We start from the raw sequence: 16,675 nt of genomic DNA on the forward strand, positions 1-16,675 counted from the left end.
TACTTATAATAAAACCTCAGTCATTTCCCAGGCTACTTTAGCCATTTCCCATAATGTTACAAAGCATGAAATATAAGACCGCCGGACATGCGAATACGGCAAGCTCAGTCAGCTTGAAGCATATTCATTACAACTTGATGAAGGATTTATTACAGAACAATCAACAGGCTAGTTTAAATTTAACTCGACTATTTATTCGGCAAGCCCATCATGGCGCTTAGTAAATAAACTGAATATCAGAAAAAATGAACTGATTTCTGCTAACATATATGCCGATTTTATATTCCATCGGATTGGGGTTATTTATGTCCACGCTTGCCACCCTAAAAGAGCTGCTCGCTCAACGGATTCTGATTATCGACGGTGCGATGGGCACCATGATTCAGCGTCACAAACTCGAAGAAGCTGACTACCGTGGTGAGCGTTTTGCTGACTGGGCATCTGACCTGAAAGGCAATAACGATCTGTTGGTACTGACACAGCCGCACATTATTCAGGGTATTCACGAAGCCTATCTGGATGCGGGTGCGGACATTATTGAAACCAACAGTTTCAACGGCACCCGTGTTTCCATGTCGGACTACCATATGGAAGATCTGGTTCCCGAGATTAACCGTGAAGCGGCACGGATTGCCAAAGAAGCCTGCCAAAAATATTCAACTCCAGACAAGCCACGTTTTGTAGCCGGTGTACTTGGCCCGACTTCACGTACCTGCTCAATCTCGCCGAACGTCAATGACCCGGCTTTCCGTAACATCACCTTTGATGAACTCAAAGAAAACTATATTGAAGCTGCGCATGCGCTGATTGAAGGCGGTGCAGACATTCTGCTGATTGAAACCGTATTTGATACCTTAAACTGTAAAGCGGCTATTTTTGCCGTAAAAGAAGTGTTCAACCAGATTGGTTATGAATTGCCATTGATGATTTCAGGGACCATTACCGATGCTTCAGGCCGTACTTTGACCGGCCAAACCGCAGAAGCGTTCTGGAACTCGGTGCGTCACGGTGATTTGTTATCAATTGGCTTTAACTGTGCCTTGGGTGCAGATGCCATGCGTCCACACGTAAAAACCGTGTCTGACGTTGCTGATGTATTCGTGTCTGCCCATCCTAACGCCGGCTTGCCAAATGCCTTCGGTGGTTATGATGAGACTCCGGAAGAAACGGCTGCCTTCCTGAAAGAATTTGCAGAAAGCGGTTTAATCAACATTACTGGCGGTTGCTGTGGTACCACACCGGATCATATCCGTGCCATTTACAATGCCGTTAAAGACATCAAACCGCGTCAATTGCCTGAAACCAAACCGGCATGCCGCTTAAGCGGTTTAGAACCATTTAATATTACAGCCGATTCGCTGTTCGTGAACGTGGGTGAACGGACCAACGTCACCGGTTCTAAAAAATTCCTGCGTTTGATTCGTGAAGAAAACTTTGCCGAAGCACTAGAAGTCGCACAGCAACAGGTTGAAGCCGGTGCGCAAATCATCGACATCAACATGGATGAAGGCATGCTCGATTCAGAAGGCGCAATGGTGCACTTCCTGAATCTGGTCGCCTCTGAACCGGAAATTTCACGTGTGCCGATCATGATTGACTCATCTAAATGGGAAATCATTGAAGCGGGTTTGAAATGCGTACAAGGCAAACCGGTTGTCAACTCGATTTCCCTGAAAGAAGGCTATGACGAGTTCGTCCATAAAGCACGTCTATGCCGTCAGTATGGCGCTGCCGTGATTGTGATGGCCTTTGACGAAAATGGTCAGGCAGATACCGCTGAGCGTAAGAAAGAAATCTGTAAGCGTTCATACGATGTTTTGGTGAATGAAGTCGGCTTCCCGGCTGAAGATATTATTTTTGACCCGAACGTGTTCGCGGTAGCCACCGGTATTGAAGAACACAACAACTATGCGGTGGATTTCATTGAAGCGACCGGCTGGATCAAGCAGAACCTGCCGCATGCCATGATTTCCGGCGGTGTGTCTAACGTATCGTTCTCATTCCGCGGCAACGAACCTGTACGTGAAGCCATTCACTCGGTATTCCTTTACCATGCCATCAAGCAAGGCATGACCATGGGTATTGTGAATGCTGGCCAAATGGCGATTTATGATGACATCCCAGCAGAACTGAAAGCTGCGGTTGAAGATGTGATCCTGAACCAGAACCAGGGTGAAAGCGGTCAGGAAGCGACTGAAAAGCTGCTTGAAGTGGCTGAACAATATCGCGGTCAGGCAGGCGCTCAAAAAGCCGTTGAAAACCTTGAATGGCGTAACGAGTCAGTTGAAAAACGCCTTGAATATGCATTAGTGAAAGGCATCACCACATATATTGATGAAGATACTGAAGAAGCACGCTTAAAAGCCAAACGTCCGCTGGACGTGATTGAAGGTCCTTTAATGGACGGCATGAACGTGGTCGGTGACCTGTTCGGTTCAGGCAAAATGTTCCTGCCGCAAGTGGTGAAATCTGCACGTGTGATGAAACAGGCCGTGGCCTGGCTGAACCCGTATATCGAAGCAGAAAAATCGGGCGGTGAGTCTAAAGGTAAAGTGTTGATGGCGACCGTAAAAGGCGACGTACACGATATCGGCAAGAACATTGTTGGCGTGGTATTGGGCTGTAACGGCTATGACATTATCGACCTGGGTGTGATGGTGCCTGCGGAAAAAATTCTACAAACGGCAATTGACGAGAAAGTTGATATCATCGGTTTGTCAGGTCTGATTACCCCATCTTTGGATGAAATGGTATTTGTTGCCAAGGAAATGCAGCGTAAAGGCTTTAAGGTGCCGCTGATGATTGGCGGTGCAACCACGTCTAAAGCGCATACTGCGGTAAAAATTGATCCGCAATATTCAAATGATGCTGTCATCTACGTGGCCGATGCATCTCGTGCGGTCGGTGTAGCAACCACCCTGCTGTCTAAAGAGATGAAACCTGCCTTTGTGGCAGAAACCCGTGCTGAATATGAAAAAGTGCGTGAACGTATTGCCAACAAACAGCCGAAAGCTGCCAAACTGTCTTATGCAGAATCGGTTGAAAATGGCTTGAAAATTGACTTTGCAGCCAACAAGCCTGTGAAGCCAAACTTCATTGGTACGCAAACGCTGACCAATTATCCCTTGGAAACTTTGGTTGAGTATTTTGACTGGACACCATTCTTTATTTCATGGAGTCTGGCAGGCAAATTCCCAGCCATTCTGAAAGATGAAATCGTGGGTGAAGCAGCGACTGATTTGTATAACCAGGCGCAGGCAATGCTGAAAGACATCATCGAAAATAAACGTTTCGATGCACGCGCGGTATTTGGCATTTACCCTGCCAACCGTTCAGGTGCCGATACAGTTCAAGTATTTGATGAAACTGGCACGACAGTTACGCATACTTTTGAGCATATCCGTCAGCAGTCGGATAAAGTAACAGGCAAGCCAAACTTGTCATTGGCTGATTTTGTAGCCCCTAAAGGCGTGACTGAAGATTACTTAGGCGGTTTCACCGTTTCGATCTTTGGTGCAGAAGAACTGGCAAATGAGTACAAAGCCAAAGGTGATGACTACTCAGCAATTCTGGTTCAGTCGTTGGGTGACCGTTTTGCCGAAGCTTTTGCAGAGCACTTGCATGAACGTATCCGTAAAGAGTTCTGGGGCAACCAGGCATCTGAACAGTTGTCGAATGAAGAGTTGATTAAAGAGAAATATGTCGGTATCCGTCCTGCGCCAGGCTACCCGGCATGTCCTGAGCACTCTGAAAAAGCGCCATTGTTTGACTGGTTAGGTTCGACTGACAAGATTGGTACGCAATTGACTTCTAGTTTTGCAATGTGGCCACCTTCATCGGTCAGCGGTTTCTACTATGCCAACCCTGAGTCGCAGTATTTTAACGTGGGTAAAATCGCAGGCGACCAGCTTGAGGATTATGCGAAACGTAAAGGCTGGACACTGGATGAAGCGAAACGCTGGTTAGCGCCTAATCTGGATGATTCAGTTCAGTAATTAGTTTGAAGTCAATAAAAATCCCCTCTAGTGAGGGGATTTTTTTGTTTTAGTATTTTGGAATCCCCCTAAATCCCCCTTTGCAAAGGGGGACTTTCGCGTATCAATTGAATTACGTGACAGCTCCTCCCTTTTTTAAAGGGAGGTTGGGAGGGATTAAATTGCTATAAATAAAGTAAATATTTAAAATACTTAAACCCATGAAAATTTAAGATTGAGCAATGGCAATAATAAAAAATTTTGATCTAGCAAGCCTGGAAACTATATGCAAAATCTTAGGCGAAACTAACATAGGGCTTTCAGGTACTGAAATAACTAAATATTTATCTGAATGTGGGATTACTGATCCTCAAATAAATTCTACGAAGTGGAAACGGCTATATGACGCTTTGAGCTTTAAACAGAATGAGGACCGTTGTGCTAATAATGTTTGTGCTTTCATTCTGCATGTTATGCGCCCTTCTAGACACGTTCAAAAACAAGAATGGTTTGAAAATATAAGATCTCAGCTAAATTATGTGTTGTCATTTGAAGGATTAGAAATAACGGAAAGCGGCGAACTCAAACCAGCTAATAAAGTAAAAAATTTTTCTGAAGCTGAAGAACGTGCACAAAACTTAAGAAGATCTTTACTAGATCGAAAAATTCACCCAGATGTCTTATTCTTTTGTAAGGCTGAATTATTAGTAGATAATTACTTTCATACTGTTTTTGAAGCAACAAAGAGTATTGCAGAAAAAATTAGAATTAAAACTAATTTAACAACAGATGGTGCTGAATTAGTTGATCAAGCTTTTTCTTATAAAGATAAGATTCCTTACTTAGCCTTAAGTAGTTTGAGTACAGAAAGTCAAAGAAGCGAACAGAAAGGATTTATGAACTTACTAAAAGGTGTATTTGGAACTTTCAGGAACACTACCGCTCATGCACCCAAAATTACATGGAATATTGAAGAACAAGATGCTTTAGATATTTTATCAACAGTATCTTTAATTCATCGAAAACTAGATAAAGCTGTTGAAGCAAGAAAAATATATGAAGGAAGTTTTTAATCCCACCTAACCTCCCTTTAAAAAAGGGAGGAACAACATTAATCCAAATCCATCATAAGATTCACGGCAAGTCCCCCTTTCTAAAAGGTGAGAAACTACGTTTCGCAAGAGGGGGATTTGTTCTGAATAACTTGAAAAATTTGCTCAACCACAACATCAAACTGCCCCATTACCTGCCCATTATCAAACCTCAGCACTCTTAATTCTAGCTGAGCCAAAGCTTCATCTCGAACTTGATCTGCTTCTAATCCTTCTTCTGTATAGTGCTGACTGCCATCACACTCAATCACTAAATTGGCTGCTGGGCAGTAAAAATCTACGATGTAATTTAAGATTGGTTTCTGCCTATAAAACTGCAAACCTAAAATTTGTTTGTCACGCAGTTTTGACCAAAGTAATTTCTCAGCTTCGGTCATATTGTTGCGTAAGTCACGCGAGGCTTGTTTTAAGTTCTTATTGTAGGCTTTCATTTTTATTCTCTCTTTATAATCCCCCTAAATCCCCCTTTTTCAAAGGGGGACTTTCGGCTATCAATTGGATTACGTGACAACTCCTCCCTGAACAAGTTTTAAAGCACTGCTTTAAAACGAAGTGTAAGAAAGGGAGGTCGGGCGGGATTTAATCTAGTAAAATTGTTCCCAATAATCGCCCTTTTCTACCCCATCAATCCCAAATCAATAACTATAGGTGTTCCAATGAAGAAACCCATGAACGGTGCGGAAAACATCGTGATTGAAATGTGCATCAGACTATTATCCAGACACCATTAAAGAATAAAAACCTTAAACAGCGGGCTTTAAGTTGAGCTCCAGATAATGCCGTACCTGATTGCGTCCCTGCTGTTTGGCCAAATACAAAGCCCGGTCTGCCATACGAATGGTCTGTTCTTTTTTGGTATTTACTTCAGAAAGAGCGACCCCAAAACTTGCACTGGTTTTTAGAATTTCCCCGGTTTCCAGTTCGAATTCTTCCTGTTCAATAATTTTTCGGCAGCGTTCTGCAATCTCGATGGCTTGCTGCAAGTTTTGATCCTTTAAAATCAAGATAAACTCTTCACCACCAAAACGCCCCACCACATCCTGTATTCTTGTTGTGGTACATAATATTGTCGCCACACGCTGCAAAACCGCATCTCCGGTTTCATGACCATAATCATCATTAATTTTTTTAAAATAGTCCAAATCCAGCAACACCACGGCATAAGTCACTTTTTTCTTATTTTCCAAAGTACTCAGCTGTTCACCAATATAACGACGATTAAAGACATTGGTCAGCGCATCGGTCTGGCTCATTTTTTTAATTTTCATTTCACGCCGGCGCCACTGCGACAGCAAAATTTCAAAAAACAAAATCGAAGTGAGCAAGATAGGAAGATAGACCTCAGCCATACTTTTGATCCAGAACGGATTAAGGTAAAACTCGCTATGCGTCAGGTTATCACTGAACACAGGCGCATAACGGATAAATCCATTAAAAGTTAAATAGCTGATAATCACGGTAAAAATAGAAGCAAACATGGCAATGCCATAGATTATTTTACGTGAATAAAATACCAGGCCAATCAGCACAATATTGACGAAACCGGCAATGGTTGCAGGGCTATACATTCCCACGGTATAGCCTGCATAAATCATCACCGTCCCAAAAAAAATCGGTGAAAAATAAGCAATAAATTGACGGAATTTTGCATTGTGTTTATATCTGTGGCTGAGCACAATCATGCCGATAAAAATGATTAAGGTGACAACGACCGTAGTAAATCGGACGAAAAAAAAGTCGTGATTAATCCAGACCCGATTGTCTTCTGAATAGTAACTCAACAGATACCATTTAATCGCGCTGACCTGGCAAAATGCTCCAAAAAAGCAGAGCAATATGCCCTTGTCAAAATTGGACCAGTTAATAATTAAATTATCGGATTCAAATAGATGAAATTTGAATCTGCCCCAATAATGAAAAATCAGCCTGGATATTTTTCTAAAAAATTTCATGTTTTTTATGAATATCTTTATAATTTATAAGTTTTTTTATTACTTTAATATTATATCCATAGTATAAAAATTAAACAATGCGTTCTTATATCCTCTCGACAAACAGTATCCCATCAAGGTGGTCCACTTCATGCTGTACAATTCGGGCAGGAAAACCGCTCAAGCTCATTTCTACCGCTACACCCTCCAAAGTAAAATAACGCAGCTGAATGGTTTGGGCGCGAGCGATTTGTCCCCGTTCATCCGGCACACTTAAACAGCCCTCTTCCCCCAAAACCGTCAGTTCAGATTTTTCTAGAATTTCAGGATTGACCATCACCAGTGCATCCATTTCAGGTGCATCGGGATAACGCGGGTTTGGACAGGAGGCCACGATAATCACCCGCTTTGACACATAAACCTGAGGTGCCGCAATTCCCACCCCGTTACGTTCCAGCATGGTGGCATGCATGGCGGCTGCTAGTTCCTTTAACCATGGGCTATTCAGCTCAGCTTGTGCAACTTCTGACGCTGTTACGGTCAAAATGCGTTCACCACGCTGTGCTACAGGTAAAATGCTGCTCATCTATTCATTCCTCACTGGGCAATCACACTCAGCTTAATTTTTTTTATTAAACCATGTGTATAAATTTTAACGCTAAGCAAGCATACTCTATATTTAGTTTTTAAGACTTGCATTGCACATTTTAGAATATGCTGCATGAGGCTTGTTCACTATATCTTTTAAGACCATTTTAATTTGACTTGCATATCATTCACTAAATTTCTTGACCAATAAAAAATATGACAACTGCCCAACTTCTGCTCGGTGTGCTTTTTAGTTCTATAGGCTTAGGCTATTTTTTATATGGAAAAAAGCAAAAAGCCCTTGTGCCTTGGATTTGTGGCTTGGTTCTGATGATTTTCCCTTATTTTATAGAAAGTACCGGCCTATTGACCACTATCGGTATCTTGCTCTCTATTGCACCTTACTTTATCCGGCTTTAATTGAGGGACAGATCAGGTTTATGTATAAAATGAAAATGCCTTGGGTTTTGAACGTCCCGATGCGTTTAATCAATAAAGCCAGCTATTCTCATGCAAAGGCTTGATTCATATGATTACAAGTTGACTGGCAGACTGTATGAGAACAGGCAATATAATTTTATAGCGTTATTTGGCTATAGATGAGTACAAAAAAGCCCTTCGTTTGAAGGGCTTTTTATGGATTAAGCTGCTAAATTTTTCTTTAATTCATCTTCAACAATCTGGATTTCCAGCTGACTGAATTTACGAATTTCAGTTTCAGCATGTTTTTCCAGCATACCTGAAATTAAAGGAATTTTTATCTTGACCTGCCAATTCAGACTGATGTGAATTTGCTGTTCATCCCCCGTGACCAAACGTTCACAGTTTGCTTCTAAAGGCACATTTGCCCCTAATTTTATGCTTGAAGTTAAAGCGGCCAAATCTGTGATATCGGTACGCTTGACTCGAAATGCATCTTTAAAGAATTTTTTTGCTATATCCGGAATATTGATATCCAGATTATAAGCACGGCGTAAAGTGTAAATATCTCCACTCATTTTAGATTCAATAATTTCCAGTTTTTCACCCGGTATACGTCTGCATACTGCCTCATGCAAGGCCGTATTTGCTACAAGTCGCTTGAACTGATCAAGTGAAACACCCTGAATTGTAGAATTCACAGTAAAATGATGTGCCATCTTTTATAATCCCTTATTTTTCTAGTGGTTATTTTGAATAATTTTAAACCATTCAATCATCACTGATCTAGCCTATTTTGTATAGCTGTTTATTTAATTTAATTTTTAATAGGCTGTCATTGACCATCTATACCACACTATTCCGCATAGATGCCAGAGTGAACCGTCGTTTTCTCGCCACAGGAAATACGGAGAAAATGCCTCCGATATTCAATGATGACATCAAACTGTTCGGCCCCATCATCCAGCCCTGTCGCGGTCCAGCTCGTGCCTTGCGGAAAATCCTGCAACCAGTCCGCCTTATAAAAGTCAGAAACAGAATCAAAATTGATATATTTTTCCGGTTCGGCTTGAATTCGGCCCGCCAGTTCATCAAACCTGTGCAGCTGGTATTCAGCAAAGTCGATCAGCATCCCTCTCTCCTTGGTGCTTAAACCCCTTTAAACTGAGTCAAGACCTGTTTCTTTTTCACCTGTTCCCACTGCCACCAGCCAAACGCAGCGAGTCCCACAAAAGCGGCATACAAACCGGCAGTTAAGAACAGGTCTTTATAAATGAACATGCCGACATAAACAATATCGACAAAAATCCACAGCACCCAGGTCGCAATATGTTTACGACTGGTCCAATAGGTGGCCAACAGACTGAATGCAGCCAATTGTGAATCCAGCATGGGCACAGCAGCATCGGTAAAATGCTTCAGCGTTAAACCGAAAATTAAACCGCCAGTTGCGGCCAGCAGCATCTGGAAGATCACTGTTTTTGTGGCGATCGGCTCAATCCGAATTTCATGATCTTGCTGCTTGCCTTGCAGCCAGTGATAGAAACCGTAAAAGTTCACCACGATGAAAAAGAACTGCAATACGGTTTCGCCATAAAGCTTAAATTTATAAAAAAGATAGGCATACAAGACAAAAGCAACAAAGTTAAACCACCAGCACCACATATTGCGTTTAATGGTGAGTGTCACCCCAATCAGGCTAATAATAACTGCAATAATTTCTAAAGGTGACATGGCAATCATCAACCAGCTAAAAGGTGTTGCTATTATGAAAAAAATGGCCTTGAACGCAAGATAAATTATCCCTATTTTTCTAAAGGCTTGCCCATCCCCACGGTACTTTTAGCTTCGCATTGTGCAATTGCAACAGAATTTAAAAATTAGGCTGCACAGGTTTGACTGTTGTCTCACAAACACTTAAAACTTAGAAAACAGTCTATCTGGAAAAATAAGCATGTCACAACAACAAGGAAAAGTCAGCCGGGAAATCCGCGGGTCTCTGTTCCTGGTTGGCCTAGACCGGGCTGCCAAAAGAAATGCCTTTGATAGCCATATGATTCATGAGCTGTCACTGGCCTTGACTGAATATGAAGATAACCCGGAGTTACGTTGTGCGGTCATTTTTGCCCACGGTGACCATTTTACTGCCGGGCTGGATTTGGTTGAATTACAACCCAAACTGCAAACAGGCATATTTGATTTTGATCATGCGCAAATTAACCCCTGGGGCACCAGTTCAAGAGCACGAAAAAAACCGGTGATTGTTGCCGTACAAGGGATTTGTTATACCGCAGGCATAGAGCTGATGCTGAATGCCGATATGACTATTGCGCAGGACAATTGCCAGTTCGCGCAAATGGAAGTGCAGCGTGGCATTTTACCCTTTGGCGGTGCAACTGTTCGTTTTATACAGGCCGCAGGCTGGTCCAAAGCCATGCGCTATTTACTGACCGGCGATAGTTTTGATGCAGCAACAGCACTGGATTTAAACCTGATTACTGAAATTACCCCTGAACCGCCACTGCAACGTGCGATTGAACTGGCGGAACATATTGCCCGGGCTGCTCCGCTGGCAGTTCAGGCAACCCTGGCTTCTGCCAAAGAAGCTGCTGAACAGGGAGCAGAAAATGCGTTTGCCCATTTACCTCAGCATCTGGCTGCATTGCTTAAAACCCAGGATGTACAAGAAGGTGTCATGGCGATGCTGCAACGTCGCGCGCCTGAATTTAAAGGTCGATAATTCAAGTCGATAATTCAACCGCCAACAGTCTAAATGCAATAACAACACGAGTTTGCCATGCTACTGCTACACCACAAGCAGAAGTTATGAAGTTATAAAGCAGCGATTTTAGTCTCAGTTCAGCTGCCTTTTCAGCGATATCAGCAGCAGTATAAAAAGCATATAACGTACTTGAGTTTTCACTCGGGCATACTCAATTCAAGGACAGCCGCTTCAATCAGGCACGACTATGCTGTTCCTTGAATTCACATTTATGCTCACAACCGAAACGGTCAATATGGGTATAAAACACCCCATAACGTCCAACATAATATTCTAAGGACTGGTCATAAAAGGTCCAGTAAATCGACCATTCACCCAAGTCCAGCTTATGAATCCGGGTTTGGGCTTTGGCAGGCAATTTTCTTAAGATACCTTCTTGCAGCACAATGGCCTGACTTAAATTACGTTCGGTCAGATGACGTTCAAAAAACATCTGGCAGACATCATCAAACAGCTGTTGTTCATATTCTTCTACTTCATCGACCCTGGCTTCGGTTTTGGACAGGGGCTGTGCGGAGGTCGCTTCAAATTTGATTAAATCGGCGAGTTGCTTAATTCTGAATTGCTGAGCTTGTTGATTAATCTGAATTTTAAAAAATATTTTCCAAAGGACAATCAGTCCAATGAAAAGACATAACCCCAAGAGTATTTTCAGCATAGCGTCACTCTCATGAATAAATAATTATTATTTTTATATTATATAAACAATTTGAATAAAAATTATACGATTTTTAAAATTTTATGGTATAAAAAAGAATGCCAAGGAATTTTGCTCATGTTCCCTCTCTCATCTGCTCCACATACGCTTGTCACTTGCCTCGCTTTGGACCTTCAGGTCAACAAGGCCAGTTCACGACGTGCAGTATTTTTACATGAGGTGCCTTGGAATCTGTACCCTGATGATGATTTAGAATAAATCACTAATCCCCAAATACCCCAAGGTCGCCTCAACAGCGGCCTTTTTTATTGCCTAAAAACAAGGAAAAAGCCAATGAATCATCCGATCAATAAAAATGGATTCCCCTCGCCACTGTCCGAACCGGTTGTAGCCCCTTTTAGCCGAACCTCACGCTTCGCTACAGCCGGTCAATTTGCTACTGTTGTGCTGATCTGGTCACTGACACCGCTTGCAGCCGTCTGGACAGTACATGAAATTCATTGGGCGTGGGGTTTATTTATCCGGTTTAGTCTGGCCATTCCTATTGCCCTGGCCTGTCAGGCCTACTTCAAGGTCAAAGTCCCCTTGCACCCGCAAGCCTTGCTAAGTTATGCCGCGGGTGCACTCGGCCTGTTTGCCTCCATGGCCTTCTGCTATATGGGCGCGTCCAGGGTGCCTTCCACGGTAATTTCAATCATCTATGGCAGCGCTCCCTTCGTTTCTGGTTTAGTGGCGATTTATATTTTTCGCAGTGAAAAGTTGAGTGCCTATCAATGGCTGGGCTTGCTATTCGGCATGCTGGGCCTATATTTCGCACTGGGCTTAAACGCGCCAAACCTGTTATTGGATAGATTTGGCATAGGTTTGGAAATTGTAGCCATGCTTTTGTATGTACTTTCTGCATTTGCTGTGCGCGCGGTTGCTGCACCTATTCATCCGATCAGTCAGATGACTGGTGCCACCATCATGTCATGGCTGGGTTATTGTAGCTTGCTGCCCTTTTTCTGGTCAGAAATGCCTGACCAGCTGCCTTCATTACAAGCCCATATAGCCCTGATTTATAGTGCGGTTTTTTCATCTGTGCTGGCGATGGTTTTTTATTATCAGCTGCTGAATAAGGTCAATCCCACTACCCTGATGCTGATTACCATCATGACTCCAGTATTGGCCTCGCTGTGGGGCACATGGCTCAATAACGAAATGCTCAGTTCGCATTTTATCTGGGGGCTGCTGTTACTGTGTACGGGTTTAGCCTGCTATGCTTTGCGCGTACCGGACAAATAGCCGATAAAAATAAAAACAGAAAATCCCGGGCCAGATGCCGACCCGGGATTTGCTTGATTCTGGATACAGATAAAAAATCTTTTATTCGATATGAATGATTTTGCCGTGCTCGTCATGATGCACCACACTGACCTTTTGCTGACGCCCCTGTTCAATTACTTCAACAGCCAAACCAAAATGCTGTCCATAATCGGAAATGTTTTTGGCAGAACTTGTCTGCACTGTTTTTGAAGGTACAAAATTCGACCATAACCACAAGGCCACAGCACAGGCCAATAACGCACTCACCCCATGTTCAATACCCAAGCCAAAAGCCGAAAAAAGCTGATGAAACAGGTGTTGCTTTTGCAGGCTGACAATTCCCAGCACAATCAATAACGGTCGCCATAGCAACAGCCACACCGCCCACATCATGGCGGTAGAGGTATGCGATGCATAACGCTTATGCCACGGCAAGCAATGACGTAAATCAATAATTAAAGGATTATTTTTCATGGATCACTTGCTCATTATTGGAGGTTGAATGACGCATACCCCGGTCTGGGCTGATCCAGCGTGCGCGCTGGCCGTTGCCGCGCAACAAAACTTTAGGGAAGGCCACAATACTGGCCGTCAGGGTGATCAGCCAGAACACAAAGGGATACCAGATCATCCAGAAGTAATTTTTGCCCAGCGAGGGTTCATAACGGCTGTCCATCCATTTGCTGATTGCAAACTGCAGCAGGCAGGTCACACCCAACAGCATGCCGGTGCCATAAGGTAAAAATGGTGAACTGATACCCGATATGCCCAGTGGAACCACAAAATGGATTAACCAGAGCATGGCCATAAACAGCATCAAATAAGACCACACCAAGGTCAGAACCAGTTCACACAGCAGCGGCCATAAAAAATTCAGTTTCGGTTGAAACAGCACATCTATATTTTTAAGCAGCACCTGTGCCCCGCCCATGGCCCAGCGCAAGCGCTGTTTCCACAGGCCCTTAAAGGTTTCCGGCATTAAAATCCAGACCAGGGCATTCGGTTCAAAGTGAATATTCCAGCCCGCACGTTGCAGCTTCCAGGTAATGTCGATATCTTCAGTCAGCATGTCAGGTGACCAGTAGCCGACTTCATGCACGGCACTTTTACGAAAGGCAGTAATCACGCCAGAAACGGTAAACAGCCGACCAAAGCTGCGTTGTGCCCGTTTAATCATGCCGACAATGGAAGAAAATTCTCCCACCTGAATACGTCCAATCAACGTCGAACGGGTACGAATCCGTGGATTACCGGTGACCGCGGCTACGGTCTTATCTTGCAGAAAATGCCGTAGCATCCAGGTGGCGGCGTGCCGATCAAGCAAGGCATCACCATCAATGCCGAGCAAATATTCTGCATCGGTGAGCAGGCTTCCCGCCTGTAGTGCCATGGCCTTGCCCTGATTATGCGCCAGATGCACCACACGCAATTTTTCGTGCTGATCTGCCAGACGGTTTAACACGGCCGCGGTGTTATCGGAACTGCCATCATTGATTGCAATCACTTCAAAGTTTGGATAATCCAGTGCCAGCGCATGACTGAGTGTTTCTTCCGCATTATCCCCTTCGTTAAAACAAGGCACCAGCACTGCCACCTTGGGATATTCAGGTAAAGCTTCAGGCTGTTGATACGGCGGATCCTGTCGCTCTTTCCAATAGAAAATCAGTGCACCGATCATCCATAAATACGACATGAATAATGGATAATAAAAAACAAAGTGCAATGCAGAATGCCAAAAATGCTGCAGCGTTGACATATGGAATTCCTTTAAGGAATAAGTTTGCTGGATTTCATTTCAAAGGCTTTGCGTAACACGCCTGTATCTGGATAGTCCTGAATCGGATCATCTGGATAATACGCTTCATGCATCACCCCCTGGGTATATAAAGACTCAATGGTTCTGGCCATTTCATCGGAAGGGACGCGTTGATTGGTTCGCCAGTTCACCGACTGCAATTCAAACACGGTTTTCTTCATGCCATTCGGATATTGCTTCACGCGATTGACAATGTCCCGGTAAAAAGCATCCTGATCTGTGGCTTGCTCCATATACGGCATCGCCATGATCGCAGTGAAGTCATAACGGTTAATCGACTGTTCCAGGGACTGTGAATACCAGTTTTCTGCATAGGGTTTCAGGGCAACCTGTGCATACAAGTTGCGTGCAGTCAGCAAGAAGGGATGATACTGACGGACTTCCTGTGCCAGTTGCATGGCAAAGTCATCGATGTATCTGGTTTTAAAAGCCGTCCACTTTTCCAGGTCGGCATCATTATTGCGAATTTTCGCCAGATCTGTAGGCAGACCGATAGAAGCATAAGCTTTTAAAGCCTCAGGGCTGGCATCTTCATAGTCAGACAAGGTGGTGTCGTCATGGAATAAAATGCCGTTAAATGGCACTGACTTAGCCAGGTCCTGATAAATACCGGCAATGGTTTTACGCGCATCGGCAGAAAAAGGACTGAGACGGTGATAGCCCATATTCAGATGTTCTGAATCATTGGCTTGCTGGGTCAGCACCACATCTTTGGATACTGGATTATTTTTAGGGAGTTCCCAGGCCAGTAACGGCATCCAGGCATACACCCGCCCCACTTGAGTCCGGGTTTGAATTTGCCAGGCAGCACGGTTAAACAGGTCGGCACGCATCGGCAAATAACGGTTCGGGAAATACACCATATCTGCCGAACCATTGGCATCCGGGTCGGAAAAGGCCTGTAAATACACGGTATTGACTTTCATCGCCACAATCCGGTCAAGCAAGTGATCCAGATTGCGTTCCTGCTGAATCGGATCCTTGTCGTATATATAATCCAGATCGATATGCATGATTTTTTGCGGACGGTTATTGTCGCCTAAATGTTGCTGGCGATTTTGAATTTCCTGAGCCAAATCTGCCGTGGTCATATTGCCTTCAATCAGAATACGGTTAAGCTGCCCCAATGAATCTTTAGCCGAATCTGCACCATCGTCCAGACTAATGGCTACCGGCATGCCTAACTGTTTGGCAATGTTCACAGTTTGCATGCTGTAATGACCATAAGGCCACACCATCACGCGTGGTGCTTTTAAGCCATGTGCGCTCAATAACTGGTTATTCTGCTTTAAATCATCCCTGATCCGTTGCTGATAATGACGATCCGTTTCATAGCTTGCAGTTTTTGGATCATACAGGCGGGTGACTGCCGCCGGTTCCATATTGCCCTGCGGATTGCCCAAGATGCCGCGATGCAGGTTATAGCTATGACTGGCAATTTCGACCAGACCGCTGTCCTGCATTTCTTTCAGCTCGGCCCAGGACAACATTTGACTGCGCTGAATTTTCTCGCCTGAAAAGTCAACGCTTTGCCCTGCTTTAGGCTCTAGCCATGAACCCACGACCGCCAGCACCACTGGAATTTTATTGGCCTTGGTCACCGGATAGGCATTTTTATAAAACGACGCATAACCATCATCCACGGTTAATAAAACCGGTTTGCTCGGCAAGCGGTATTTGCCTTCGTGCGCTTTAATCAGCTGATCGACATTAATAAAATGAAAGCCATTATTTTTAAGCCAGCTGATATGTTGCTGAAACTGCTGGGTCGTTACCGAATAGTCAGGAATCAGTGCCGATTGTCTATCGGTAATTTCATGGTAGCCAATCACCGTGAGGGTGGGATTGTTCGCAGGCAGTGTTTTACTCCAGGCTAAATGAGGCATCTGACATAAAACGGCGGAAAGAGAAGCAGAAAGCAAGGTGGACAGCAAGCGAGTCTTCATTGAATGGTGCTCAAAAAACATTTTATGCTCTGAACACGTCGCATCATTGATCAATAGAAAACGACCCTTTTCATGATTTACGACATTCAGAACTCTGAATCTGTCTTTTTATCCAATCAAGCTGAAATGAAGCTTAAAAAATA

General features: G+C 43.8%; 17 protein-coding genes. 7 read left to right on the top strand and 10 right to left on the bottom strand.

Going from position 1 to position 16,675, the window contains the following annotated elements; genetic code table 11:
* Positions 1-65: 65 nt before the first annotated feature.
* The 3 genes from BLP85_RS14905 to BLP85_RS03525 all read left to right on the top strand — a co-directional run bounded on the left by BLP85_RS14905 (position 66) and on the right by BLP85_RS03525 (position 5,047).
* On the top strand, positions 66-221 hold the full coding sequence (locus BLP85_RS14905; protein ID WP_171259624.1) for a hypothetical protein: 156 nt from the start codon (positions 66-68) through the stop codon (positions 219-221).
* A gap of 84 nt (positions 222-305) precedes the next feature.
* A complete protein-coding gene (metH, locus tag BLP85_RS03520) occupies positions 306-3,995 on the top strand; it encodes a methionine synthase (RefSeq protein WP_092818746.1) in 3,690 nt (1,229 codons plus the stop codon).
* Positions 3,996-4,216: 221 nt separating this feature from the next.
* Positions 4,217-5,047 carry a TIGR02391 family protein gene (locus BLP85_RS03525; RefSeq protein WP_092818747.1) on the top strand — a complete coding sequence of 277 codons (831 nt, stop codon included), beginning with the start codon at positions 4,217-4,219 and terminating at the stop codon, positions 5,045-5,047.
* A gap of 95 nt (positions 5,048-5,142) precedes the next feature.
* Here the strand turns inward: BLP85_RS03525 and BLP85_RS03530 are convergent, their stop codons facing one another.
* The 3 genes from BLP85_RS03530 to def all read right to left on the bottom strand — a co-directional run bounded on the left by BLP85_RS03530 (position 5,143) and on the right by def (position 7,603).
* Positions 5,143-5,517: an endonuclease domain-containing protein gene (locus tag BLP85_RS03530; RefSeq protein WP_092818748.1), complete on the bottom strand. Its 375-nt coding sequence runs from the start codon at positions 5,515-5,517 to the stop codon at positions 5,143-5,145.
* A 312-nt stretch (positions 5,518-5,829) separates the two neighbouring features.
* A complete protein-coding gene (locus BLP85_RS03535; protein ID WP_171259625.1) occupies positions 5,830-6,867 on the bottom strand; it encodes a GGDEF domain-containing protein in 1,038 nt (345 codons plus the stop codon).
* Positions 6,868-7,123: 256 nt separating this feature from the next.
* A complete protein-coding gene (gene def / locus BLP85_RS03540) occupies positions 7,124-7,603 on the bottom strand; it encodes a peptide deformylase (RefSeq protein ID WP_092818750.1) in 480 nt (159 codons plus the stop codon).
* A gap of 218 nt (positions 7,604-7,821) precedes the next feature.
* Between def and BLP85_RS03545 the strand changes: the two genes are divergently transcribed.
* A complete protein-coding gene (locus tag BLP85_RS03545) occupies positions 7,822-8,025 on the top strand; it encodes an amino acid transport protein (RefSeq protein WP_092818751.1) in 204 nt (67 codons plus the stop codon).
* Positions 8,026-8,246: 221 nt separating this feature from the next.
* On the opposite strand, the gene BLP85_RS03550 is transcribed toward BLP85_RS03545, so the two are convergent.
* From BLP85_RS03550 to pnuC, 3 genes are all read right to left on the bottom strand, one after another.
* Positions 8,247-8,744: a DUF2505 family protein gene (locus tag BLP85_RS03550; protein WP_092818752.1), complete on the bottom strand. Its 498-nt coding sequence runs from the start codon at positions 8,742-8,744 to the stop codon at positions 8,247-8,249.
* 137 nt (positions 8,745-8,881) lie between these two features.
* On the bottom strand, positions 8,882-9,157 hold the full coding sequence (locus tag BLP85_RS03555) for a hypothetical protein (protein ID WP_092818753.1): 276 nt from the start codon (positions 9,155-9,157) through the stop codon (positions 8,882-8,884).
* 17 nt (positions 9,158-9,174) lie between these two features.
* On the bottom strand, positions 9,175-9,759 hold the full coding sequence (gene pnuC / locus BLP85_RS03560) for a nicotinamide riboside transporter PnuC (RefSeq protein ID WP_092818965.1): 585 nt from the start codon (positions 9,757-9,759) through the stop codon (positions 9,175-9,177).
* Positions 9,760-9,979: 220 nt separating this feature from the next.
* Here pnuC and BLP85_RS03565 point away from each other — a divergent pair, with 220 nt between their 5' ends.
* Positions 9,980-10,765: a crotonase/enoyl-CoA hydratase family protein gene (locus tag BLP85_RS03565; RefSeq protein ID WP_092818754.1), complete on the top strand. Its 786-nt coding sequence runs from the start codon at positions 9,980-9,982 to the stop codon at positions 10,763-10,765.
* Between the two features lie 217 nt (positions 10,766-10,982).
* On the opposite strand, the gene BLP85_RS03570 is transcribed toward BLP85_RS03565, so the two are convergent.
* Positions 10,983-11,465 (bottom strand): hypothetical protein, encoded by a 483-nt coding sequence (locus BLP85_RS03570; RefSeq protein ID WP_092818755.1) that lies wholly within the window; start codon positions 11,463-11,465, stop codon positions 10,983-10,985.
* A gap of 117 nt (positions 11,466-11,582) precedes the next feature.
* Here BLP85_RS03570 and BLP85_RS14910 point away from each other — a divergent pair, with 117 nt between their 5' ends.
* The gene (locus tag BLP85_RS14910) at positions 11,583-11,723 is read left to right on the top strand and encodes a hypothetical protein (protein WP_171259626.1); all 141 of its coding nucleotides are present in this window, start codon (positions 11,583-11,585) and stop codon (positions 11,721-11,723) included.
* A gap of 75 nt (positions 11,724-11,798) precedes the next feature.
* Positions 11,799-12,749: a DMT family transporter gene (locus BLP85_RS03575; protein WP_092818756.1), complete on the top strand. Its 951-nt coding sequence runs from the start codon at positions 11,799-11,801 to the stop codon at positions 12,747-12,749.
* Between the two features lie 81 nt (positions 12,750-12,830).
* Here BLP85_RS03575 and pgaD read toward each other — a convergent pair whose 3' ends face one another.
* The 3 genes from pgaD to pgaB are packed head-to-tail and all read right to left on the bottom strand — an operon-like array spanning position 12,831 to position 16,472.
* On the bottom strand, positions 12,831-13,244 hold the full coding sequence (gene pgaD / locus BLP85_RS03580; RefSeq protein ID WP_092818757.1) for a poly-beta-1,6-N-acetyl-D-glucosamine biosynthesis protein PgaD: 414 nt from the start codon (positions 13,242-13,244) through the stop codon (positions 12,831-12,833).
* On the bottom strand, positions 13,234-14,526 hold the full coding sequence (pgaC, locus tag BLP85_RS03585; protein ID WP_092818758.1) for a poly-beta-1,6-N-acetyl-D-glucosamine synthase: 1,293 nt from the start codon (positions 14,524-14,526) through the stop codon (positions 13,234-13,236). The genes pgaD and pgaC overlap by 11 nt, the downstream gene beginning before the upstream one ends.
* Positions 14,527-14,537: 11 nt before the next feature.
* Positions 14,538-16,472, bottom strand: a complete 1,935-nt coding sequence (gene pgaB / locus BLP85_RS03590) for a poly-beta-1,6-N-acetyl-D-glucosamine N-deacetylase PgaB (RefSeq protein WP_409449177.1) — start codon at positions 16,470-16,472, stop codon at positions 14,538-14,540.
* Positions 16,473-16,675: the final 203 nt, after the last annotated feature.

Origin of the sequence: Acinetobacter kookii (genome assembly GCF_900096895.1) — a bacterium.
GTDB classification, from domain to species: Bacteria; Pseudomonadota; Gammaproteobacteria; order Pseudomonadales; family Moraxellaceae; genus Acinetobacter; species Acinetobacter kookii.